This window comes from Pseudomonas sp. 203-8, from assembly GCF_020708595.1.
Taxonomy (GTDB): Bacteria; Pseudomonadota; Gammaproteobacteria; order Pseudomonadales; family Pseudomonadaceae; genus Pseudomonas; species Pseudomonas aeruginosa.
The window spans coordinates 281,352-302,378 of record NZ_JAJFDF010000008.1 but is presented as its reverse complement, the minus strand read 5'-3'; the positions used below and the strand labels follow the sequence as shown (position 1 = coordinate 302,378).

Below are 21,027 nucleotides of genomic sequence, written 5' to 3'. Positions count from 1 at the left end.
ATGAAGATCCGCCTGCTGTCCGACCTCCACCACGAACATTTCGACGGGCGACGCCAACTGCCAGAGGTCGAGGCCGACGTGGTGGTGCTGGCCGGCGATATCCACAGCCACCTGGAAGGCCTGCACTGGGCCCGCGAGACCTTCGCCGACAGCGAGATCGTCTACGTCGCCGGCAACCATGAGTTCTACTCCTCGGAAATGACCGACCTGACCCAGGCGATGCGCAATATCGCCCGGGCGCTGGAGATCCACTTCCTGGAAAACGACGAAGCGCGGATCGGCCCGGCGCGCTTCCTCGGCGCCACCCTGTGGACCGACTTCCAGCTCTATGGCGCGGACGGCTATGCGCCCGCCCATGAGCTGGCCCTGCAATCGATGCCGGACTTCAGCTGCATCGACTGGTTCGGTGGCGACTTCACCCCCGAGCAGAGCATCGCCCTGCACCAGGCCTCGCGCGACTGGCTCGCCGAACAGCTGGCGCGGCCCCACGACGGCCCGACGCTGGTGGTCAGCCACCACGCGCCCAGTGCGCTGTCGATCCCGCCGCAGTTCGTCGGCAACCCACTGTCGCCAGCCTTCGCTTCCAACCTCGACGAACTGGTGGCGCAGGCCGACTACTGGCTGCACGGTCACGTCCACGACGCCCTCGACTACCGCATCGGCCGGGCACGGGTGCTGGCCAATCCGGGCGGCTATCCCCACGAGAAAGGCGGGTTCCGTCCGGAATTCGTCTTCGAGGTCTGAGCCTCAGCGCGGCAACTGGCTGAAGAAGCGCCAGATTTCCACTGGCGCGTCCAGTTCCGGGTCGCTCTTGCCGAGAATCCGCGGGAAGCGATAGTCCGGCTGCGCCAGCACGTGGCCGCCGCCATGCACGCTGAGCAGCTCCACCGGCGGATGGCCGTCTTCCTGCCAGCGCTGGCGCTCGGTCCAGACCGGGCCGGGACGGGTCAGCGGCGCCACGTCCGGCGGCGCTGCGATGCCGTTCAGGCCGGCCCACCAGCGTGCCGAGTCCAGGGTCGAGCGTACCGCGCCCCGGTCGCCGAAGCCGAACAGGCTGACCTTGCCGCCGAGATAGGGATTGATCGGATCGCGCGTGCCGTTGATCAGCAACGCCGCGGTCGGCCGCTCGACCGGCCGACAGGCATCGTTCCCCGTGGTCGGCAGGCTCGCCGCCACCGCTGCGATCGCCGCCGGCAACCCCGGCGCTTCGGCGGCCAGGCGGAAAGCCATCTGGCCGCCATTGGAGTAGCCGGCGACATATACCCGCTGCGAATCGACGCGGTATTCCTGGGCCAGCCGCGCCACCAGCGCGCGGAGGAAAGCCACGTCATCGACGTCACGCAGCCGCGCCGAATAGCTGGCGGCCTTGCGGCAATCGTTCCAGTGGCCCTCGAAGCCGTCCGGGTAGGCCACCAGGAAACCTTCTTGCGCCGCCAGCCGGTCGAAGCCGTAGCCGCTGATGCGGCGCATCTGCGCGCCGTCGCCCCGTGAGCCGTGCAGCACCACCAGCAACGGCGCTCCCTCGGACACGCCCGGCGGCACGTAGAGCAGGTAATGCCGGCGCAGGCCTGCGACCTTCAGACTCGAGTCCTCGCTGTGGCCGGCCAGCGCGGGGGGGCGCAGGGCCTCGTCCTGCAACCACCACCAGGCGCCGGCGAGCAGCGCCAGGACCAGCAGCAGGATAAGCGTGCGAACCAGGCGGATCAGCGTACGCATCGCGGTTCTCCCGTTCTCGGTGTCTTCGGACAACGTTAGGCCGGGTTGTGCCGGAATGCCCGAACCATGGCCCTTCTCCAGAGACCCCGGGGCGGCGTACTTTGCTCCCGGACAACCACAACCGTGCCGTTTGCTGGCACACTTGCGCCTTTGTCACGCCGGCTGCCGCCTGCCTCATCCGCCTGCCAGGACGCTCGGCCGAGCCGTCGTCCGGCAACCGCACCGGCCGTTCGATCAAGGAGCCAACCGATGTCCATTCGTCCTTCACTGCCGCTGGCCGGGCTGCTGCTCGCCGTCGCCCTGCCGCTCTCTGCCGCCCAGCCGGGCGCCGCCAAAGGCGCCCCACTCAGCGGTTGCGCCGCCAAGCAGGCCGCCATCGAGGCGAAGCTGGAAACGGCCCGCTCGTTCGCCAACGAAGGCCAGGTGGCCGGCTTGGAAAAGGCCCTCTCCGAGGTCAAGGAACACTGCACCGAAGCCGGCCTGCTGAGGGAGAACAAGCAGAAGGTGATCGACAGCGAGCGCGAGGTCAGCGAACGCGAGAAGGATTTGCGCAAGGCCATGGGCAAGGGCGATCCGGAGAAGATCGAGAAACGCAAGGCCAAGCTGGCCGAGGCCCGCGCCGAACTGGAAGAGGCCAAGAAAGGCCTGGAACAGGCCCAGGCGCAGTAGGACACCAGGTACCGCCCTACGCCTCGCGCCTCCCACGCAAGGCGTATGACGCCCATGGTGTTATCCGCCATCCGCGCCGCAGCGGGACACCAGGTGCCGCCCAGCGCTGCCGCAACGGCGGATGAGCGCCAGCGCTCATTCGCCCTACCCCTCGCGCCTTCCAGGCACGGCGTATAACGCCCGGTCCGGCCTCAGAGCGCGCGGAATTTCTTGTGGCAGGCTTCGCAGGCGTCTTCCACCGCGGCGAAGTCCTTGCGCACGCCATCCGGGGTCGGCGTGGCCTGGCGGGTGTTGTCCTGGAGACGGTTCATCGCGTCGATGAAGACCTGGGTGGAGGCCTTGAACTCCTGCTGGCGCTGCCAGACCTCGTCCTTGGCGCGGGTGTCCTCGCCCTCCTCGCCGGCCTTGGGACTGGGGAAGTACTGCCAGGGCTGGTCGGCCAGTTGGTGCAACTTCGCCGATCCGGCACGGAACTTCTCCGCGTCGAAGGGCAGGCGTCCGCGGAGCATCCCGCCCATGTCCTCGCTGGTCCGTAGCATTTCCTTGAAGATCGCCTGGCGCTTGGCCTCGGGCGAATTGGGATCCATACGGTGACAGCCGCTCAGGGCGACGCCGGCCAGCAGCACGACGAGCAGGGACTTCAGCTTCATGGCAAGGCTCTTTTTTCAGGGTCGATCACGGAAGCCGCGGATTATCCGCCGCCACCGCCGATTGATCCAGAGCCGCGCGCCCGCACTGCGGCCATAGGCCGCAGCGGGCTGCTCAGGCGGAAACCACGAAGAACGCGGCGATGAGCAGCATGCCGACGAACCAGACCAGCGAGCGCAACGGCCCCCAGTCGGCGAGGTAGCAGATGACGTAGAGCAGGCGACTGGTGATCCAGGCAATGGCCAGGCTATCCAGGGTCGCCTGCGAAGCGTTGCCGACCAGATGGGCGATGATCACCGCCGCGGCGAACGCCGGGGTCACTTCGAAAGCGTTCAACTGGGCGTTGTTGGCACGCCGGCGAAAGCCTTCGAGCGAACCGAGGAACGCCCGCGGGTCGGCGTTGGCCCGACCGCCGTAGCCCTCCCCGCCGAACTTGGCGATGGAGGTACAGACGTAAGGCAGGAAGATCGCGATCAGCACGCACCAGAAAGCGATGGTCATGGCAGTTCCTTGTAGTTGTGGAACTGCAACTCAAGCTGGCGCCGCTCGTTCTGTAAAGGCACAGCCCCTTCAGAGCTTCATCAGCAGCATTCCGGCCAGCACCAGGCCGCACGCCAGCAGGCGTGGCAGTCCGAACGGCTCGTTGAGGAAGCGCATGCCGAACAGCACCGCCAGCAGCACGCTGGTCTCGCGCAACGCTGCCGCTTCGGCGATCGACCCCAGCTGCATGGCCCACAGCACCAGGCCGTAGCTGGCCAACACGCAGACCCCGACCGCCAGGCCGAGCTTCCACTCCAGCGCCCAGAAGCGGGCGAAGGCGCGGGTTCGCGCGCCAACGGCGATCAGCGGGAACGGCAGGCCGGAAAGCAGCGTCAGCCAGACCAGGTAGTCAAGCGCCAACGGCCAGCGCTTCAGGGCGTTGCCGTCGCTCCAGGTGTAGCCGCCGATGCACAGGCCGATCAGCAGCACCACCGGCAGGGTCCGCCAGGGCAGCCGCGAACCGCCGCCGCCCCAGAGCAGGCAAAGCATGCCGAAGGGGATCAACAGGATGCCGAGGATCTGCCGGCCGCTGAGCTGCTCGCCGCCGAACGCCAGGGTCAGGCCCAGCACCACCAGCGGCGACAGCCCGCGCATCAGCGGATAGACCAGGCCCAGGTCGCCGACCTTGTAGGCCTCGATCAACAGTACCCGGTAGAGCAGTTGCAGGACGGTGGCGCCGAGCAGCCAGGGCCAAACTTCGGCCGGCGGCAGGCTGACGAAGGGCAACAGCAGGATGGCGCAGAGCACGCCGACCACGTCCATGCAGGCGACGACCAGCAAGCGGTCGCTGCTGAACTTGACCAGGGTGTTCCAGGTGGCGTGGAGAACGGCGGCGCATAGCACCAGGCTGGTGGCTAGCATGACGGGCCTTATTGGTATAGACCAGGATAGTCTATCCCGGTGGAGACTCCAAATGCTCGCCTCGTTGCGGCGTTTTCCCTGAAAGCTCCTACGAAAGCGGAGAAACATGCAGCAGACATCGTTACGTCAAACGGCTTAATCTTCGGACAATCCTGATGGACTACCATCGGCCAGCGCCGCACAGTGCCGGCCCGGCCTCCCTTATCAACGACACAGGAATCCCTGCCTTGAGCGCTCTCCTCAAGCCCCTCGACAATCGCTTGTTCTGGCCCGCGGTCGCCATCGGCGGCCTGCTGATCCTCGCTTTCGTCCTCTACCTCCAGCACGTGCGCGGCTTCGCGCCCTGCTCGCTGTGCATCTTCATCCGCCTGGACGTGCTCGGCCTGGTGCTCGCCGGGATCGTCGGCAGCCTCGCCCCGCGTTCGCGGATCGCCGGCGGCATCGCCGCGCTGGGCATGCTCGCCGCCAGCCTGGGCGGGATCTACCACGCCTGGTCGCTGGTCGCGGAAGAGAAACTGGCTGCCCAGGGCATGGGCAGTTGCAAGATGTTCATGGGCTTCCCCGAATGGATACCGCTGGATACCTGGCTGCCGCAGGTCTTCCAGCCCGAGGGGCTGTGCGGCGAAGTGGTCTGGACCCTGCTCGGCCAGTCCATGGCGGTCTGGTCGCTGGCGCTGTTCGTGTTCTGCCTGCTGGTCCTGGCGGCCAAGCTGGCGTTCGGCCGCCGCACCGCCTGACAGCGCCGATATCCGTGCCGGCACAAGGAACGTGCTGGCCATTGGCTGGTCTACAATCGAGCTTTCTCAACCCGGATGAGTACCACCATGCCTCGATTCCTCAGAAATGCCCTCCTTCCCGTCCTCGCCCTGCTGCTCAGCGGCTGCGGCTACAACGCCATGCAGGCCGGCGACGAACAGGTGAAAGCCGCCTGGTCGGAAGTGCTCAACCAGTACCAGCGGCGCGCCGACCTGGTGCCCAACCTGGTCAGCACGGTGAAGGGCTATGCCTCCCATGAGGCGTCGGTCCTGACCCAGGTCACCGAGGCCCGGGCCAAGGTCGGCAGCGTGCAACTGAACGCCGACCAACTGGACGACGAGCAGGCCGTGCAGCGCTTCCAGAAGGCCCAGGGCGAACTGAGCTCGGCGCTTTCGCGCCTGCTGGTAGTCACCGAGAACTACCCGCAACTGAAGGCCGACGGCCTGTTCAAGGACCTGCTGACCCAACTGGAAGGCACCGAGAACCGCATCGCCGTCGCTCGCGGCCGCTACGTCAAGTCGGTACAGGAATACAACGTGCTGCTGCGCCAGTTCCCCGGCGTGATCACCGCCAAGCTGTTCGGCTACAAGCCCAAGGCGAACTTCAGCGTGGAAAACGAAGCGGCCATCTCCACCGCGCCGAAAGTCGATTTCGGCAACCCGCAACCGGCGCAGTAAGCCATGCGCCGGCTGCTACTGGGCGCCGGGCTGCTGCTCGCCAGCCTGGTCGCCTGGGCCGATGTGCCACCGATACCCGCGTTGACGGCGCGGGTCACCGACCTCACCGCGACCCTTTCCGGCGACCAGCGCCAGCACCTGGAGCAACAGCTCGCCGCCCTGGAAGCCAAGAGCGGCGCGCAGCTCGCGGTGCTGCTGGTCCCGACCACCGGCGACGATTCCATCGAGGAGTACGCGGTGCGTACCTTCGAGAAATGGAAGCTGGGCCAGAAGAAGGTCGACGACGGCGTCCTGCTGCTGGTGGCGAAGAACGACCGCACCCTGCGCATCGAGGTCGGCTACGGCCTGGAAGGGGCCATCACCGACGTCCAGGCCGGACGGATCATCAGCGAGCGGATCACGCCGCAGTTCCGCCAGGGCAATTTCTATGGCGGAATCCAGGCCGGCGTGGACAGCCTGGTGCAACTGATCGATGCCGAGAAGAACCCGGAAAGCGCTACCGCCAGCGCTCCCGTCGACGCCTTGCCGGCGGTTCCCGAGGCCACGCCGCCGCGGGCCCTGCCGCCACCGGTCGACGAGGGTGAGGTGTATGACAGCGCCCCGCCGGAGCCGAAAAAGAAGAGCGGCCTGAGCGGACAGCTCTGGGGCAACCCGGTCTACCTCGGTGTCTATGTGGCGGTCCTGCTCGCCGTGGCCCTACTCGGACGCCTGCTGCCGTTGCAGTGGATGCGGCGGCGCAGCATCGGCCGCTTCCTGCTTTGCAGCGCGGCGGTCGCCGGCCTGGCCTGGCTGTTGAGCATGGGCCTGTGGCAGAACGTCGACCGCGCGGCGGACGACAGTCTCGGCGTACTGGCGCCGACCCTGTTCATCTACGCCCTGTTCCTGCTTCCCGGCGAAGTGCTGATGGCCATCCTCAGCGCCATCCTCAATAGTCGCGGCGGCGGTGGGGGAGGCGGCAGCGGCGGTGGCAGCATCTTCCGCGGTGGCGGCGGCTCCAGCGGCGGCGGCGGCGCCTCCGGACGCTGGTGACGAAAAGCCCGAGGCCTGTGCCTCGGGCTTTTTCATCGGTCGGCGACGGTTCTCGCCGATGCCGGAAGTCTTCGCCGCTATCCGGCAAACGACCGGGTAACGCGCTTCGTCAGGCGTATACCCAGAGCACCCTGACCGGCGCCTGGCTGCGGTTGGCGTAGCGGCTGCGCATATGACTGGGAATCTGGAAACCGTCGCCGGCCTGCAGGCGCAGCTCCTCGTCCTCCAGCCACAGGGTCAGCTCGCCTTCGAGCACGTAGCCGCCCTGCTCCGAGCTGTCCAGCAGGTCGCGCTCGCCGCTGTCGGCACCCGCTTCAAGGCAGGTTTCGAGCATGAAGAAGGCGCCGCCGAGACGCGGCGATACCAGGTTGTCGCTGGCGCCACGAGCGTAGGCCAAGGTCCGACGCTCGCCCGGGCGGGTCACCCAGGGCGAGGCCTGGATCTTCGGCGAGCAGAAGAAGTAGGTCGCCGGCACCCCGAGCACCTGGCTGATGGCGACCAGGTCGTCCACCGCCGGCCGCGAAAGGCCGCGCTCGACCTGGGAGACGAAGCCCACCGAACGGCGAATGCCGTCGGCCAGCGCCTGCAGGGTGATGCCCTTGCGCTTGCGCAATTCGCGCACCAGGCTGGCGATCTCCGCCAGGTCGTCGGCTACTTCGCTCATCTCGGCTCCGGGCCCTCTCAGAACAGGTCGCGCAAACGGTAATACGCTTTGCCCAGGGCTTCCAGCGGCGCGGCGAAGCGCTGGCCGCCGGGAAACTTCGGATTGCGCAGGCGCTGGTAGAGCGCCAGGGTCTCGTCGTCGCCGAGCAGCGCGTCGCTGACCGCCCTGGCCGCCGCCAGACTCGGCAGCACGCCGTGGCCGGAGTAGCCTTGCAGCCAGTAGCGGTTGCCCTGCCGGCCGATGTCCGGGGTACGCCGCATGCTGCAGTCGATATGCCCGCCCCAGGCATACTCCAGCGCCACCCCGCGCAACTGCGGGAACACCCTTTCGAGATAGGGCCGGGTGGCGGCGCGGATGTCGCTGGGCATGCCGCCCAGGTAGGTGCAGCCGCCGCCGAACAGCAGGCGGTGGTCCGGGGTCAGGCGGAAGTAGTCGAGGACGAACTGGTTGTCGGTCACGCAGCAGTTGCGCGGCAGCAACGACTTCGCCCGTTCCTCGCCGAGCGGCTCAGTGGCGACCTGATAGGTGCCCACCGGCAGCATCCGTTGCGACAGCTCGCTGTCCAGCCCGTCGATGTAGGCGTTGCAGGCCAGCACCAGCGCCGCGCAGCGGATCTCGCCGTGCTCGGTACGGACCCGGTAGCCGTCGCCCTCCTCGCGATAGTTCAGGGCCCGGGTCCGCTCGTGGATACGCCCGCCGGCGCGCTCGATGGCGGCGGCCAGGCCGAACGCCAGCTTGAGCGGATTCAGGTGTGCGGCGTGGGGATCGTAGAGACCGGCAAGGTAGCGCTCGCTGGCGATCCATTCGGGCAACTCGTCCTTCGCCACGAAGCGTAGCCCCTCGTAGCCCCAGCGACGGTTGGCCTCGGCCTGCCAGTCGTAGAGCAGGCCGACCCGGCGCGGCAGGATCGCCGTCCATAGGTGACCGACCCGGTAGTCGCAGTCGAAGCCATGTCGCTGCGGCAACTCGCGCATCTCGCCGGCCGCCCAGAGCATGCCGTCCCAGAGACGGCGTGCGCCTTCGTAGCCGAGGTCGGCCTCCAGCGGCGGCAGGTCGCTGGACCAGCCGGGCAGCGCCTGCCCACCGTTGCGCCCGGAGGCCGCCCAGGCGATCCGGCTGGCTTCGATGACGCATACCTGGCGTCCGCCTTCGACCAGCCGCAGCGCCGTGTGCAAGCCGCTGAAACCGGCGCCGACCACCAGCACCTCGCAGTCGAGGTCACCCTCCAGGGCCTGGCGCGGCTGGATCAGTTCGGGATTGACGGCGGCGTAGTAAGTGCCGACATGCTCGTTGGATTGCAGGAACATCGCGACCTCCGTGAAATTATATTGGTTATTTTTCATGAAAAATAACACTTAAAATTTCACGACACCAGTCCCGAGCATTCGCAAACGGCCGGCAGGATGCCGTCGCGCACCAGCAGAGGCAGAGGGGCAAATATTCGAAAGGAGGCGGGAAGCCCCCCGCCAGAGCGAAACTGGCGAGGGGAACAGACGTGCGGACGGCGCGGCTCGCGCCGCGGAGAAAAGGTGCACGACCACGGGCGGGGGCATGCCGGGCGTGCTGCGCCAGTGTCGGCGCCGACGGGAGCGGGCGACAGGTACGAATGCACCAGCCGCCCTGGTGCATTCGTACCCTCTTCGTTTATTTGCGCCCGTTGCCGTTGCGCGGCTCCGGCGCGAATCCGCGTTCGCGTGCCCAGACGATGGCCTCGCCACGGCTGTGGACATCGAGCTTGGCGTAGATGGTCGCCACGTGGTTGCGCACGGTGTTCGGCGCCAGGCCCAGTTCCTTGGCGATCTCCTTGTCCGCCAGGCCCTGGCAGATGAGGTCGAACACCTCGCGCTCGCGCGCAGTCAGGTCGGCCAGTTCGGCGCCGGTGCCCGGCGCGTTGGCGCGGCGCACGTTGGCGAGCTTTTCGATCAGGGTGCGGCTGAACCAGGAAGCGTCCTGCATCACCGTCTCGATGGCGTGCACCAGCTCCATTTCGGTGCGCCGCCGGTCGCTGATGTCCAGCAAGGCCACCAGCACGCAGTCCTGCTCGTTGAGGCTCACCGCCTCGGCCGAGACCAGGCAGTCCAGGCCGTTGCGATCCTTGTGCTGCAGGCGCAGCTGGACGTTGCGCACGCTGCCGCTCTGCGCCAGCAGCTCGCCCAGGCGCTCGGCGCCGCCGTCCTGCCACAGCCCGCAGGCGACGGTGGACTCGCCGAGCAGTTCCTCGGCCTGGTAGCCGAAGGTTTCGCTGAAGGCCTGGTTGATGTCCAGCACCTGCAGGTCGTCGCCGCACAGCACCAGGCTCGGCACCGGTGCCATGCGGAAGGCCTTGGCGAAGCGCTCCTCGCTCTTGCGCAGGGCCTCCTCGGCCTTCTTCCGCGGTTCGAGATCGGTGAAGGTGAAGAGCATGCAGGCCTCCTCGCCGACCTCTATCGGCTGCCCGGCGACCACCACGCACTTGCGTCCGCCCTCCGCCACCCGCAGGCTCGCCTCCATCTGCGGGATGGTCTCGCCGGCGCCCAGACGCTCCACCGCCAGTTCGCGGCGCTCGGCCTGGTCGAGTACGTCCAGCTCGTACACCGAACGGCCGATCACCTGGTCGCGGGCATAGCCGGTCATTTCCAGGAAACCGACATTGACCTTCACGTAGCGGTAGTCGCTGAGCCGGCAGATCACCGCCGGCGCCGGGTTGGCATTGAAGGTCTTCTCGAAGCGCTGCTCGGCGCTGGCCCACTCGGTGGCGTCGTGGAGGATCAGCACCAGGCAGTCGGGCTTGTCCTCGGGGGTGGTCAGCACCAGCCCGCGCACGCGGTGCACCCAGCGGGTGTCCTCGTCGGCGGCGGGAAACACTTCCACCACCACGTCGCTGAAGCACTCGCCAGCCACCAGGCGCTCGGCCGGGTACTGCCCCTCCTGCAGCGGATGATTGTTGCGGTAGCGCAGGCGAAAGCGTTCGCGATACTCGCCGGTATCGGCGCCCAGGCCTTCCAGCGAATCGACGCCGTGCATCGCCAGGGCCGCCTCGTTGGCCCAGAGGATGCGCTGGTCCGGCTCGATCAGGATCACCCCTTCGGTAAGGCCGGCGATGATCTGCTGCAACTGGCGGCGGTCGGTCTGGGTACGCAGTACCTGGTCGTTCATGCTGTTCCTCTTGGATGGAGCGATTTTCCGGGGGCAGCAAGGATGCCCGCCCGCCCTGACCGCGCACGCGTGACGATTGCACTAGCGGTGCTAGTGCATTTGCATCGCGAAACGATAGCGGAGGCACCCCTACCCTGGCGATACAGGAAGCAATGTCCGGGCGGGAAGCCCAGACGCCGCGCCGGCCGGGAGGCTACGCCGCCCCTCGGTCCCGAGGTCGTCGACGCATCCACCCGACTCGCCCTGCACGAGAAGAAAGCCCCATCCCCTTGCATGAGCGACGCGATGAGCAAGAACAAGCACCCCGATCTCGGCGAGATCCAGCGCAGCCTGAACCAGGCGCTGGAAGGCTACGACTGCCAGTGCCGGATGCACTACGACGGCACCGTCAGTATCAATGTCGCCGCCCGAGAGCACGACGAAACCTTCACCTTCGTCGGCATCCAGCCCGGCGAGCTGGACAACCCCACCCGCCTGCACCTGTTCGCCGAAAGCCTGCGTCGCGACCTGGCACTACTGGAGCCCTGGTTGGGAAAGCACGCAGCCTAGAATAAAAAAAGCGCCCCACAGGACCAAAACGACGTCCGGAGGCGCATGCGAGGACAGAGGAATCTTTCTGGCGATCAGGCCCGGCGTGCGATCTCCGCCGGCCGATGCGCCAGGTAATCGAGCAACAGGAACAGCACCGGCGCCACCTCGCGGCAATGCGCGACACCCTGGCGGATCCTCCCGGCGCTCTGCACCGCCCCTTCCCGTTGCAGGTCCTGCGGGCAGGCATCGAGCAGCGCCTCGATGCTCTCCGCGGTGCTTTCCAGGTGACATTGCAGGCCGATAGCCTGCTCGTTCCAGATGAAGCCCTGGTTTGCGCAGGCAGCCGAACCATAGAGCGGCACGCTGCCGGCCGGCAGGTCGAAGGTCTCGCCGTGCCAGTGGAACGCCATCAGCCGTTCCGGCAGGCGCTCGCCCAGCGGCGAGCCCAGCGCCTGGCTGTACCTGTGCAGCGGCCACCAGCCGATCTCCGCCTGGCGTCCCGGGCGTACCGCAGCCCCCAGCGCCTGGGCCAGCAGCTGCGCGCCGAGGCAGATGCCGAGGACCTTCTTGCCGGCATCCAGCGCCGCGCGGATCAAACGCTTCTCCGCCACCAGCCAGGGATATTGCGCTTCGTCGTAGACGCTCATCGGCCCGCCCATCACCACCAGCAGGTCGAAGCTGTCCAGCGCAGGCAGGTGGGCGTCGGCGTAGAGGTAGCAGACGTGCTCGTGCTCGCAGTGGCGGCCGATCCAGTCGCCGATCCGCGCGCTGCCTTCGAAGGGAACGTGTTGCAATACCAGGGCGCGCATCAGGCCACCTCCTCGTGTCGGTTGGCGACCCGGGCCAGGGCCCGCTCCAGTCGCCGCAGCATTTCGTCGACGTTGGCCCGGCTCACCGTCAACGCCGGGGAAAAACGCAGGCAATGCGGCTGCGGCGCGTTGATCAGCAGGCCTTCGCCGAACGCCGCGCGAACCACCGCCGGCGCGCGCTGGCCGATCAGCGGCAGCCCCCAGAACAGTCCCTGGCCGCGCAGCGGACCATGCCCATAGCGACGCGCGACACGGGCCAGGCCATCGCGCAGGTGAGTGCCCTGCTCGCGCACCTGCTCCAGGAAACCCGGCTCCAGCACGGTATTCAGTACCGCCAGCCCGGCAGCGGTCATCAACGCGTTGCCGTGGTGGGTGCCAAGCTGGTCGCCCGGTTCGAAGCAGCAGGCGTTGCCACGCGCCAGCAGCGCCGACAGCGGCACCCCGGCGCCGAGGCCCTTGCCGAGGGTAACGATGTCGGCGCGTACCCCGTACAGTTCCTCCGCCAGCAGCGCGCCGCAGCGGCCGATGCCGGTCTGCACCTCGTCGAGGATCAACAGGACGCCGCGCTGCCGGCACAGCCGCTCGATGCCACGCAGGTAGTCGAGGGTCGCCGGGATCACCCCGGCATCGCCCTGCACCGGCTCCAGCATCACCGCCACCGTCTCTTCGTCGATGGCCGCGGCCATGGCGTCGAGGTCGTTGAACGGCACCCTGGCAAATCCCTCCAGGCCATGCTGCGCCGGCTTGCCACAAGCCGTCAGGGTGCCCGGGGTGCGTCCATGGATGCTGTTGACAGTGCTGACGATCCGTTGCGCGCCGCCGCGATGCAGGCGGCCCCACTTGCGCGCCAGGGCGATGGCCGCTTCGTTGGCCTCGGCGCCGCTGGTGAGGAAGTAGGCCTGGTCGCTGCCGGTCGCCAGGCACAGGCGCTGCGCCAATGCCAGCACCGGCCGGTTGAGCAGGCAGGGGCCGGCGCTGACCAGCTCCCGCGCCTGCCGGGCCAGGGCCTGGACCAGCACGCTGGGACTGTGGCCAAGGCAGTTCACCGCCAGGCCCTGGGTGAAGTCGAGGAAGGCGCGTCCGTCGCTGTCCCACAGCCACGAGCCCTGGCCACGGACGAACACCTGTTCGGGCCGTTCCTGGGTGCGCATCAGGCGCAGGCTATCCAGCGCATCAGCCATCTTTCAGTTCCTCGGTCATGTACTCCACCGCCAGCAGGCGCACGCCCTGTGGCCCCTGCTCCAGCAGCCGACGCTTTTCCCGGCGCGTTTCGAAGCGCAGTTCGAAGCCGTCGCCGGCGGGGAAGCGCTGGCGCATCAGCTCGCGCACCTCGGCAAAGCGCGCGGCGCTCACCGTCATGCTGGCCAACAGCCGGCCGGACTGGCTCAGGGTGATCAGGTAGTCGCTCAAGAGGCATGCTCCCGGTAATCCGACGGCCCGCGCAGGCGCGGCCCCCAGTCTTCCACCACGCCGCTGGACAGGCGTTTCGCCGCTGTCTTGCGCCAACGCTGGGAGAGCGCGTCGCAGGCCATCATCTGGCGCAACCCGAGAGGCTCCAGGGGATCGCCGAAATACCACTGCAATAGGCGGGCGACGGTCAGTTCGGGGTAATGCCGCTGGACCAGCTTCAGCTGGTCCCCGGGAGTCACCATGCCGCTGCGCAGGACCCGATAGAACCAGCCGCAGCGGCCGCCGCTCTGCAATTCGTCGGGCAGCTCGGGAAGATTCCAGCGCTGGCCCTGGCGATAGCAGGGCGAACGCGGCTGGCTGACTTCCAGCAGGGCATCGCCCCAATGGAACTGGTCGCCGATGCAGACCTCGGCTTCGGTGATCCCGTAGGTCGAGATGTTCTCGCCGAACGCCGGCAGTTGCCAGCGGTTCAGCGGGTGGCGCTTGCGCCAGTAGCGGTAGTGCTCGGCGGGATAGTGATGGAGAGCGCGCTCGAGGCCGCCGTGGTGGCGGATGTCGGCCTGTTCGTCGCCGGGCAGGCCATCGTGGCCCAGCCAGAACTCCTGCTCGACCGGCAGCTTGTCGATCGCGCTGACCAATCCGCCCCAGGTTTCTTCGACTTTACCTATGAAAACACCGTTTACGACTATCTGCTCCATTGCTCCGCGACCACCCGATGTACCGCCAATGCAGCTAGACTAGTGCCTCACGCGGGACCCACTCCATTTCGATTTTCCAGTTTCATCGATAAGAACAGCTTATGGATTTTCGCCAACTCCGCTATTTCGTCGCGCTCTACGAAGAAGGCCACGTCGGCCGCGCCGCCGAACGCCTGGCCCTGTCGCAACCGGCCCTCTCGCAGCAGATCCGCCAGTTGGAGCAGAACCTCGACGTCTCGCTGTTCCAGCGCAGCGGCAAGCGCCTGCTGCCGACCGTCGCCGCCCACACCCTGTACAACCATGCGGTACCGCTGCTGGAGGGATTGGAAAGGGCCCGCGAGGCGATGCGCGTATTCCGCGGGCAGACCCCGCGCAGCCTGGCGATCGGCGTGCTGCAGACGGTCAACGCCAGCCTGGTGCCGTACATGGTCGAACGCCTGCACGCCGCGCAGCCGCATCTGCGGGTGCAGATCTACGAACTGTCGGGAATCGACATCGAGCGGCGCCTGCTCACCGGCAACCTGGATATCGGCATCGGCTTCCTGCCGCCGCGCCAGCCGGGCTTGCACAGCGTCGAGCTGTACGAGGACGAATTGCAGCTGGTGATCCCCGAGGAACACCCGTTGAAGGAGTTCAGAAAGGTGTCCCTGGCCCAGGCCGCGGAGTTGCCGATGCTGCTGCTCGGCGAAGAGTTCCGCGCGCGCCAGATCTGGCAGGAGCAACTCGCCGCGATCGGCCGGCGGCCGCGGGTGCAGGCGGAACTGAACCACATGAGCGGGATTCTCGACAGCCTGCCGCAGACCCGCTTCGCCACCGTTCTACCGGGCAAGGCACGGCAGATGCACTCGAACCAGCGGCTGCTGTGGAAACCGCTCAGCGAACCGCGCATCCCGCTGAAGGTCGGCCTGGTCTACCGCGACGCGCAGCGCCAGCACGCCAGCGTCGAGCTGCTGCGCTCGCTGCTGGAAGGCGTGGTCTGAGCGACGCGGTGTTTCGCGGGCAATAAAAAACCCCGCCTTTTGGGCGGGGTTTTGCAGACCTCTATCCTGACATCCGTGCTACGCCACCATCCATGGTGGATTCCCTGAGTTTCCGTATTGTCTTTGGCGCTTCCTGCGCAATGTCCTGACGGTTTGAAGATTACGCATCTCCGCGAGGGGGAGAAAGCAGCCAAAACCACCGCCGTTTGTAAGCCTTGGCTTACACGCTGTAATAGTTCCGCTCGCCGGACCGACGGCAACACCCAGCCGCCGGGAGCTTGCCGTGCGTCAAGATGATCTGCGCCGGGCCCGCTACAGTGGCCAGTCCCCTCATCATCGCGAGCCTTCCCAGCATGGAATTCCAGCGCGTCCACCAGCAGTTGCTGCAAAGCCACCACCTGTTCGAACCGCTTTCTCCCGTCCAGCTCCAGGAACTGCTCGCCAGCAGCGACCTGGTCAACCTCGACAAGGGCGCCTACGTGTTCCGCCAGGGCGAGCCGGCGCACGCCTTCTACTACCTGATTTCCGGCTGCGTGAAGATCTACCGGCTGACCCCGGAAGGCCAGGAGAAGATTCTCGAAGTGACCAACGAACGCAACACCTTCGCCGAGGCGATGATGTTCATGGACACCCCGAACTACGTGGCCACCGCCCAGGCCGTGGTGCCCAGCCAGCTGTTCCGTTTCTCCAACAAGGCCTACCTGCGCCAGTTGCAGGACAACACCCCGTTGGCCCTGGCCCTGCTGGCCAAGCTCAGCACCCGCCTGCACCAGCGCATCGACGAGATCGAGACGCTTTCCCTGAAGAACGCCACCCACCGCGTGGTGCGCTACCTGCTGACCCTCGCCGCCCACGCGCCGGGGGAGAACTGCCGGGTGGAAATCCCGGTGGCCAAGCAACTGGTGGCCGGTCACCTGTCGATCCAGCCGGAAACCTTCTCGCGAATCATGCACCGCCTCGGCGACGAGGGCATCATCCACCTCGACGGCCGCGAAATCAGCATCCTCGACCGCGAACGCCTGGAGTGCTTCGAGTGAACAGCGCCGCCGCTTGATCGCGGTCAAGCGCGCCACGGCCCGTCCGCCGGCAAGCTGGCGGGGTCGAGCCCGCGAGAACGCCCATGCGCCAATGCCTGTATTGCCTCCATGAAACCGAAGGCGCGGAAAGCGCCTGCGAACAGTGCGGCATGCCGCTGCCCAGCGCTTCCCAGCACCAGCTCCAGGGTCGCCGGCAGCGGCGCTTCGCCTGGTTCTGCGTCGGGCTGGCGCTGTTCTGCCTGGGCATGATGCTCTGGTTGCCGCGCGATGCTCCCTGAGGCATCTCAGCGGCGCAGGCGCCGATAGAGCTGGAGCAGGCGCTCGGGCAACTGCCCGGCGCGCTCGACCAGCGCGAAGCCGTCGGCGCCGAACAGGTAGGGCAGGTAGTCCGCCGCCTCCTTGTCGATGGTGATGCAGAACGGCACCAGTCCCTGGCTGCGCGCCTCGATCACCGCCTGGCGGGTGTCCTCGATGCCGTAGCGGCCCTCGTAGCGGTCCAGGTCGTTGGGCTTGCCGTCGCTCAACAGCAACAGCAGGCGACGCTTCTGCGGCTGCCCGCCGAGCACCTGGCTGGCCCGGCGGATCGCCGCGCCCATCCGCGTGTAGTAGCCCGGCGAGAGCGCCAGCACGCGACCGCGGACCTCGCCGCCGTAGCCTTCGTCGAAGTCCTTCAGCACCTGCCAGCGCACCTGCTGCCGGCGCACCGAGGAAAACCCGTACAGCGCGAAGGGGTCGCCCAGTGCCTGCAACGCCTCGCCGAACAGCAGCAGGCTGTCGACGATGCTGTCGATCACTCGCCGCTGGTCGTCGAGGTAGGCTTCGGTGGACATCGACAGGTCCGCCAGCAACAGGCAGGCGAGGTCGCGCCGGCGCGGCCGCTGTTCGAGGAACAGGCCTGGCTGGGTGGAACCGCCGCGCCGCCGCTCGACCTGGAAGTCGAGCCAGGCATCGAGATCGATCTCGTCGCCTTGCGGCTGCTGGCGCAGGCGTTGGCGGCCGTCGCGCAGGCAGGCGAACTGGCGGCGCAGATGCAGCGCGGTCTTCTCCAGGTGCGCCGGCAGGCTGGCGCTGGTCGCGCCGCGCGGCCGCATCGGTTGCAGCAGCACGTGGTCGCTCAGCAGGCGCTGCTGCCGATAGTCCCACTCGGGCAGCTTCAGCCCGGGGCCGAGCGGCAGGTCATCGTAGTCGGCGGCCGGCAGGTCGAGATCCAGGCGCAGGCCGCCGCCCTTCTGCGTGCGCTGGCGCGACAGCGACAGGTAGTCGAGGTCTTCGGCGACGCGCGCGCCGTCCGGGTCGTCCTCGTCGTCGCTACAGCGGTCCAGGGCCAGGTGCTCCGACCAACTGAGCAGGCTTTCCAGGCGGAACAGCAGCAGGTTGCGCTCGCTGTCGCGCTCCTCGACGCGCTCGGCGCGCTTGCGCGCTCCGCTGCGGGCGACCTGGCGCTTGCCGGCGCCGGCGGCCGCTTCCTCGCCGTCCTCCGCGCTGGCGGAAGGCGTCCAGCGCTCGCCGGGATACAGCCACAGCGGCACCGGCCAGGGCGCCCGCTCGACTCGCGGGAAGCGCTCGACGCTGCCCGGCTCGGCAAGCGCGCGGCGCAGGGCGATTTCCAGTTCGGCGTCTGCCGCCGGGCAATCGTCCAGCGACGGGCGCTGGCGCAGATGCGCGGCGACCAGCCGGGCGTAGCGCGGGCGCAGCGCCGGATAGGCATCGAGCAACTGCCGCGCCCAGCGCTGGTTGTCCTGGGCCCAGTGCCGCAGCGGCCCGGCGCTGGCCGCCAGCAGCGCCAGCCAGCGATACAGTTCGCGGTTCAGCTTGGCCTGCGGATAGACCGCGAGGGATTCCGGCAGGCGCAGGCTGTCGCCGTTGAACCAGGACACCGGGGCCTGCTCGCAGGTCCCGGCGACCCGCTGCAACCAGGTGCGGCGTAGCAGCAGGCGGCGCGCCGGGGTCGCCTCGAGGGCTACCCCCGGTGCGCCGCCGAGCGCCCGGAAGAGCATGCCGAGCGGACGCCGCATGCTCTCCAGGGTCACCCGCGCCGCCTCGAACTCGCCGCTGGCATGGCGGGTGATGAAGCGGTGCCAGTGGGCGCCGACCCATTCCTCCAGCTCGACGGCGAAGGCCATCTCAGGCGGCCGCCTTGCCGCGCCGGAAGCTCAGCAGGTAGGCGACCAGGCCGATGAGGAACACCACCCCGGCGCCTTCGCGCAGCCAGTAGAAGATCGCCAGCTGGTCCTGGGTGGCCATGAAGGTCATCGCCGCGCCGTCCGCCGGCATCCGTTGCAGCCAGACCTGCAGCACCCCGGCCGCGGAGAGGAACAGGGTGATGAACACCATCGCCACGGTCATCAGCCAGAAGCCCCACATCTCCAGGACCTGCGAGCGGTTGTCCATCGCCTCGCCGATCCCGCGCAGGCGCGGCATGGCGTAGGAGATGATGGTCATCACGATCATCGCGTAGGCGCCATAGAAGGCCATGTGGCCGTGGGCGGCGGTGAGCTGGGTGCCGTGGGTGTAGTAGTTGACCGGCGCCAGGGTATGCATGAAGCCCCACACTCCCGCGCCGAGGAAGGCCATCACTGTGGTGCCCATGGCCCACAGCGCGACCGCGCGGTTCGGATAGTCGCGGCGGCGGCGGTTGATGGTGTTGAAGGCGAACAGCACCATGGCGAAGAACGGCAGCGGCTCCAGCGCCGAGAATACCGAGCCGAGCCACAGCCAGTAGCCGGGCACGCCGATCCAGAAGTAGTGGTGGCCGGTGCCGATGATGCCGCTGATCAGCGCCATGGCGATGATCACGTAGAGCCACTTCTCGATCACCTCGCGGTCGACCCCGGTGATCTTCACCAGCACGAAGGCGAGGATCGCACCCATGATCAGTTCCCACACGCCTTCCACCCACAGGTGCACCACCCACCACCAGTAGAACTTGTCGCGGGTGAGGTTTTCCGGGTTGTAGAAGGAGAACAGGAACAGCAGGGCGAGGCCGATCAGGCCGGTCATCAGGACCATGCTGATGGCGGTCTTGCGCCCGCGCAGCACGGTCATGCCGACGTTGAACAGGAAGCCCAGGGCGACGATCACGATGCCCGCCTTGCTGATGGTCGGCTGTTCGAGGAACTCGCGGCCCATGGTCGGCCACAGTTCGTTGCCGGTGAGCCTGGCCAGGCCGGCGTAGGGCACCAGCAGGTAGCCGAGGATGGTCAGCACGCCGGCGGCGGCGAATACCCAGAACAGGATCCAGGCCAGCTTCGGGCTGTACAGCTCGCAGTCGCTCTCCTCCGGCACCAGGTAGTAGGCAGCGCCCATGAAGCCGAACAGCAGCCAGACGATCAGCAGGTTGGTGTGCACCATGCGCGCGACGTTGAAGGGGATCGCCGGGAACAGGAAGTCGCCGACCACGTACTGCAGGCCCATGATCAGGCCGAACAGGATCTGCCCGACGAAGAGGATCAGGGCGAACACGAAGTAGGGTTTGGCGACCGCCTGCGAGGCGAATTTCAGGGAGCCATTGGGCGACATCATCAACCCTCCTTGTTCGGCGGCCATTGGTTGGTATCGATCTTCGAGCTCCACTTGAGGAACTCGGCCAGGTCGTCGACCTGGCCCTCGCTGAGATGGAACTGCGGCATGGCGCGGCGGCCCGGCACGTTCAGCGGCTGGATCTTCATCCAGGCCTGGAGGAAGGTGTTGAAGCCCTCCTCGCCGCCACGGCGTCCGACCACGTTGCCCAGCTCCGGCGCGAAGTAGGCGCCCTCGCCGAGCAGGGTGTGGCAGCCGACGCAGTTGTTCTGTTCCCAGACCAGCTTGCCGCGCACCACCGCGGCGCTCATCGCGGCCTCGTTGGTGCGCTCGGGCAGGGTCTTCTCGGTGTGGTAGGTCAGGGCCAGGAACAGCAGGATGAAGAAAACACTCCCGCCGAAATAGATGTTCCTGGCCATGCCTTTGGTAAAGGTCTCGGACATGCGGCCTCCTGGAATGGGTGGTGCGGCGATTCTAGGAAGCGGCGGCGGCGAACCCGCTTGATGGCAATCAAGATTCCCGAACGATTTACTCAGTTATTCATCCGCGCCAGGTACAGCGCAGCGCCCACCGCCAGGGCCATCAGCAGCGGCCAGGCCAGCAGCAGGCGGCGCCATAGCGCCGGGGCATGGGCCAGCTCCATGAAGCGCTCGCCGATCAGCCAGCCCTTGGCCACCGCGCAGGCCAGCACCGCCGCCAACAGCCAGGGAGAGTCGCCGGCGCCGCCCAGCAGCACACCGGTCACGGCCAGCGCCAGCAACGCCAGCCAGCAGAGGGTCAGGGTTCGCATCGGCACCTCATTGCAGGACGTAGACCAGCGGGAACAGCAGCACCCAGACCAGGTCGACCATGTGCCAGTAGAGCACTCCCGACTCCATTCCCGAGCAAGCCTGCGGCGTATAACACCGGCGCCAGCAGGCCTGCGCCAGCCAGCCGAGGATCAGCAGGCCGAGCAGGACGTGGAGGAAATGGAAGCCGGTCAGGCACCAGTAGAGGGTGAAGAAAGTGTCGTGCTCGATGTCCAGGCCGAGATCGGCGAGCCGCCCGTACTCGTGCAGCTTCAGGCCGACGTAGACCAGCGCCAGCAGCAGCGCCGCCAGCAACCAGCCGCTCGCCTGGCGCGGCCGTCCGCGGCGCACCGCATGCACCGCCAGCGCGGCGAGCCAGCCGGAGCTGAGCAGGGCCACGGTCAGCAACAGGCCCCAGCGGCTATCCAGTTGCTCCCGGCCGGCACGGAACAGCTCCGGCTGCCAGGCCTGGGCGCCGGCGAACGCCAGCAGCAGCAGGCTGAACACGCTGAGTTCGGCGAGGATGAAGAACCACATCGCCAGGTCGCCGGGCAGGCGCC

The 21,027-nt window shown here is 67.6% G+C and carries 25 protein-coding genes; 9 read left to right on the top strand and 16 right to left on the bottom strand.

Features of this window, described 5'->3' with window-relative positions:
• Nucleotides 1-744: a metallophosphoesterase gene (locus LJF27_RS20345; protein ID WP_003459351.1), complete on the top strand. Its 744-nt coding sequence runs from the start codon at nucleotides 1-3 to the stop codon at nucleotides 742-744.
• Nucleotides 745-747: 3 nt separating this feature from the next.
• Here LJF27_RS20345 and LJF27_RS20340 read toward each other — a convergent pair whose 3' ends face one another.
• Nucleotides 748-1,716, bottom strand: coding sequence for an alpha/beta hydrolase family esterase (locus LJF27_RS20340; protein ID WP_003101591.1), 969 nt, complete (start codon nucleotides 1,714-1,716; stop codon nucleotides 748-750).
• 249 nt (nucleotides 1,717-1,965) lie between these two features.
• On the opposite strand from LJF27_RS20340, the gene LJF27_RS20335 reads away from it, so the two are divergent.
• On the top strand, nucleotides 1,966-2,385 hold the full coding sequence (locus LJF27_RS20335; protein ID WP_003101589.1) for a DUF1090 domain-containing protein: 420 nt from the start codon (nucleotides 1,966-1,968) through the stop codon (nucleotides 2,383-2,385).
• Nucleotides 2,386-2,576: 191 nt separating this feature from the next.
• Here LJF27_RS20335 and LJF27_RS20330 read toward each other — a convergent pair whose 3' ends face one another.
• The 3 genes from LJF27_RS20330 to LJF27_RS20320 form a co-directional block, all read right to left on the bottom strand.
• Nucleotides 2,577-3,035 (bottom strand): c-type cytochrome, encoded by a 459-nt coding sequence (locus LJF27_RS20330; RefSeq protein ID WP_023117207.1) that lies wholly within the window; start codon nucleotides 3,033-3,035, stop codon nucleotides 2,577-2,579.
• A 112-nt stretch (nucleotides 3,036-3,147) separates the two neighbouring features.
• Nucleotides 3,148-3,534 (bottom strand): MAPEG family protein, encoded by a 387-nt coding sequence (locus tag LJF27_RS20325; protein WP_003101585.1) that lies wholly within the window; start codon nucleotides 3,532-3,534, stop codon nucleotides 3,148-3,150.
• 69 nt (nucleotides 3,535-3,603) lie between these two features.
• Nucleotides 3,604-4,434, bottom strand: a complete 831-nt coding sequence (locus LJF27_RS20320) for a DMT family transporter (RefSeq protein ID WP_003101583.1) — start codon at nucleotides 4,432-4,434, stop codon at nucleotides 3,604-3,606.
• A 227-nt stretch (nucleotides 4,435-4,661) separates the two neighbouring features.
• Here LJF27_RS20320 and LJF27_RS20315 point away from each other — a divergent pair, with 227 nt between their 5' ends.
• The 3 genes from LJF27_RS20315 to LJF27_RS20305 all read left to right on the top strand — a co-directional run bounded on the left by LJF27_RS20315 (nucleotide 4,662) and on the right by LJF27_RS20305 (nucleotide 6,896).
• Entirely contained in the window at nucleotides 4,662-5,171 is a 510-nt protein-coding gene (locus LJF27_RS20315) for a disulfide bond formation protein B (RefSeq protein WP_003113232.1), read from the top strand.
• A gap of 87 nt (nucleotides 5,172-5,258) precedes the next feature.
• Complete coding sequence (locus tag LJF27_RS20310) at nucleotides 5,259-5,867, top strand: LemA family protein (RefSeq protein WP_003084923.1); 609 nt, start codon at nucleotides 5,259-5,261, stop codon at nucleotides 5,865-5,867.
• A gap of 3 nt (nucleotides 5,868-5,870) precedes the next feature.
• Nucleotides 5,871-6,896, top strand: a complete 1,026-nt coding sequence (locus tag LJF27_RS20305; protein ID WP_004352197.1) for a TPM domain-containing protein — start codon at nucleotides 5,871-5,873, stop codon at nucleotides 6,894-6,896.
• Between the two features lie 109 nt (nucleotides 6,897-7,005).
• Here the strand turns inward: LJF27_RS20305 and LJF27_RS20300 are convergent, their stop codons facing one another.
• The 3 genes from LJF27_RS20300 to LJF27_RS20290 form a co-directional block, all read right to left on the bottom strand.
• Nucleotides 7,006-7,560 carry a helix-turn-helix domain-containing protein gene (locus LJF27_RS20300; protein ID WP_003101576.1) on the bottom strand — a complete coding sequence of 185 codons (555 nt, stop codon included), beginning with the start codon at nucleotides 7,558-7,560 and terminating at the stop codon, nucleotides 7,006-7,008.
• Nucleotides 7,561-7,577: 17 nt separating this feature from the next.
• Nucleotides 7,578-8,867: an NAD(P)/FAD-dependent oxidoreductase gene (locus LJF27_RS20295; RefSeq protein WP_003101571.1), complete on the bottom strand. Its 1,290-nt coding sequence runs from the start codon at nucleotides 8,865-8,867 to the stop codon at nucleotides 7,578-7,580.
• 337 nt (nucleotides 8,868-9,204) lie between these two features.
• Nucleotides 9,205-10,695, bottom strand: a complete 1,491-nt coding sequence (locus LJF27_RS20290) for a helix-turn-helix transcriptional regulator (protein ID WP_003121801.1) — start codon at nucleotides 10,693-10,695, stop codon at nucleotides 9,205-9,207.
• 285 nt (nucleotides 10,696-10,980) lie between these two features.
• Between LJF27_RS20290 and LJF27_RS20285 the strand changes: the two genes are divergently transcribed.
• Nucleotides 10,981-11,244, top strand: a complete 264-nt coding sequence (locus LJF27_RS20285; RefSeq protein ID WP_003084903.1) for a hypothetical protein — start codon at nucleotides 10,981-10,983, stop codon at nucleotides 11,242-11,244.
• Between the two features lie 74 nt (nucleotides 11,245-11,318).
• On the opposite strand, the gene LJF27_RS20280 is transcribed toward LJF27_RS20285, so the two are convergent.
• From LJF27_RS20280 to LJF27_RS20265, 4 genes are read right to left on the bottom strand one after another with little or no spacing between them, the layout of a single operon-like run.
• Entirely contained in the window at nucleotides 11,319-12,035 is a 717-nt protein-coding gene (locus tag LJF27_RS20280; protein WP_017001552.1) for a type 1 glutamine amidotransferase, read from the bottom strand.
• Complete coding sequence (locus LJF27_RS20275) at nucleotides 12,035-13,216, bottom strand: aspartate aminotransferase family protein (RefSeq protein ID WP_003459342.1); 1,182 nt, start codon at nucleotides 13,214-13,216, stop codon at nucleotides 12,035-12,037. The genes LJF27_RS20280 and LJF27_RS20275 overlap by 1 nt, the downstream gene beginning before the upstream one ends.
• Nucleotides 13,209-13,445, bottom strand: a complete 237-nt coding sequence (locus tag LJF27_RS20270; protein WP_003113233.1) for a hypothetical protein — start codon at nucleotides 13,443-13,445, stop codon at nucleotides 13,209-13,211. Before LJF27_RS20270 ends, LJF27_RS20275 begins: the two co-directional genes overlap by 8 nt.
• Nucleotides 13,442-14,143: an MOSC domain-containing protein gene (locus LJF27_RS20265; RefSeq protein ID WP_003160865.1), complete on the bottom strand. Its 702-nt coding sequence runs from the start codon at nucleotides 14,141-14,143 to the stop codon at nucleotides 13,442-13,444. The genes LJF27_RS20270 and LJF27_RS20265 overlap by 4 nt, the downstream gene beginning before the upstream one ends.
• A 101-nt stretch (nucleotides 14,144-14,244) precedes the next feature.
• Between LJF27_RS20265 and LJF27_RS20260 the strand changes: the two genes are divergently transcribed.
• The 3 genes from LJF27_RS20260 (at nucleotide 14,245) to LJF27_RS20250 (ending at nucleotide 16,438) form a co-directional block, all read left to right on the top strand.
• Nucleotides 14,245-15,123 carry a LysR family transcriptional regulator gene (locus LJF27_RS20260; protein WP_003084893.1) on the top strand — a complete coding sequence of 293 codons (879 nt, stop codon included), beginning with the start codon at nucleotides 14,245-14,247 and terminating at the stop codon, nucleotides 15,121-15,123.
• Nucleotides 15,124-15,476: 353 nt separating this feature from the next.
• Nucleotides 15,477-16,160: a transcriptional regulator Dnr gene (dnr, locus tag LJF27_RS20255; protein WP_003113234.1), complete on the top strand. Its 684-nt coding sequence runs from the start codon at nucleotides 15,477-15,479 to the stop codon at nucleotides 16,158-16,160.
• A gap of 83 nt (nucleotides 16,161-16,243) precedes the next feature.
• Entirely contained in the window at nucleotides 16,244-16,438 is a 195-nt protein-coding gene (locus LJF27_RS20250) for a hypothetical protein (protein WP_003113235.1), read from the top strand.
• A gap of 6 nt (nucleotides 16,439-16,444) precedes the next feature.
• On the opposite strand, the gene LJF27_RS20245 is transcribed toward LJF27_RS20250, so the two are convergent.
• The 5 genes from LJF27_RS20245 to LJF27_RS20225 all read right to left on the bottom strand — a co-directional run bounded on the left by LJF27_RS20245 (nucleotide 16,445) and on the right by LJF27_RS20225 (nucleotide 21,004).
• Nucleotides 16,445-18,283, bottom strand: a complete 1,839-nt coding sequence (locus LJF27_RS20245) for a nitric oxide reductase activation protein NorD (protein ID WP_023117208.1) — start codon at nucleotides 18,281-18,283, stop codon at nucleotides 16,445-16,447.
• A gap of 1 nt (nucleotide 18,284) precedes the next feature.
• Complete coding sequence (gene norB, locus LJF27_RS20240) at nucleotides 18,285-19,682, bottom strand: nitric-oxide reductase subunit NorB (RefSeq protein ID WP_003084883.1); 1,398 nt, start codon at nucleotides 19,680-19,682, stop codon at nucleotides 18,285-18,287.
• Entirely contained in the window at nucleotides 19,682-20,122 is a 441-nt protein-coding gene (gene norC / locus LJF27_RS20235; protein ID WP_003084881.1) for a nitric oxide reductase subunit NorC, read from the bottom strand. Before norC ends, norB begins: the two co-directional genes overlap by 1 nt.
• An 89-nt stretch (nucleotides 20,123-20,211) precedes the next feature.
• Nucleotides 20,212-20,469, bottom strand: a complete 258-nt coding sequence (locus LJF27_RS20230) for a cytochrome C oxidase subunit IV family protein (RefSeq protein ID WP_003113239.1) — start codon at nucleotides 20,467-20,469, stop codon at nucleotides 20,212-20,214.
• A gap of 7 nt (nucleotides 20,470-20,476) precedes the next feature.
• A complete protein-coding gene (locus LJF27_RS20225; protein WP_004352183.1) occupies nucleotides 20,477-21,004 on the bottom strand; it encodes a cytochrome c oxidase subunit 3 in 528 nt (175 codons plus the stop codon).
• Nucleotides 21,005-21,027: the final 23 nt, after the last annotated feature.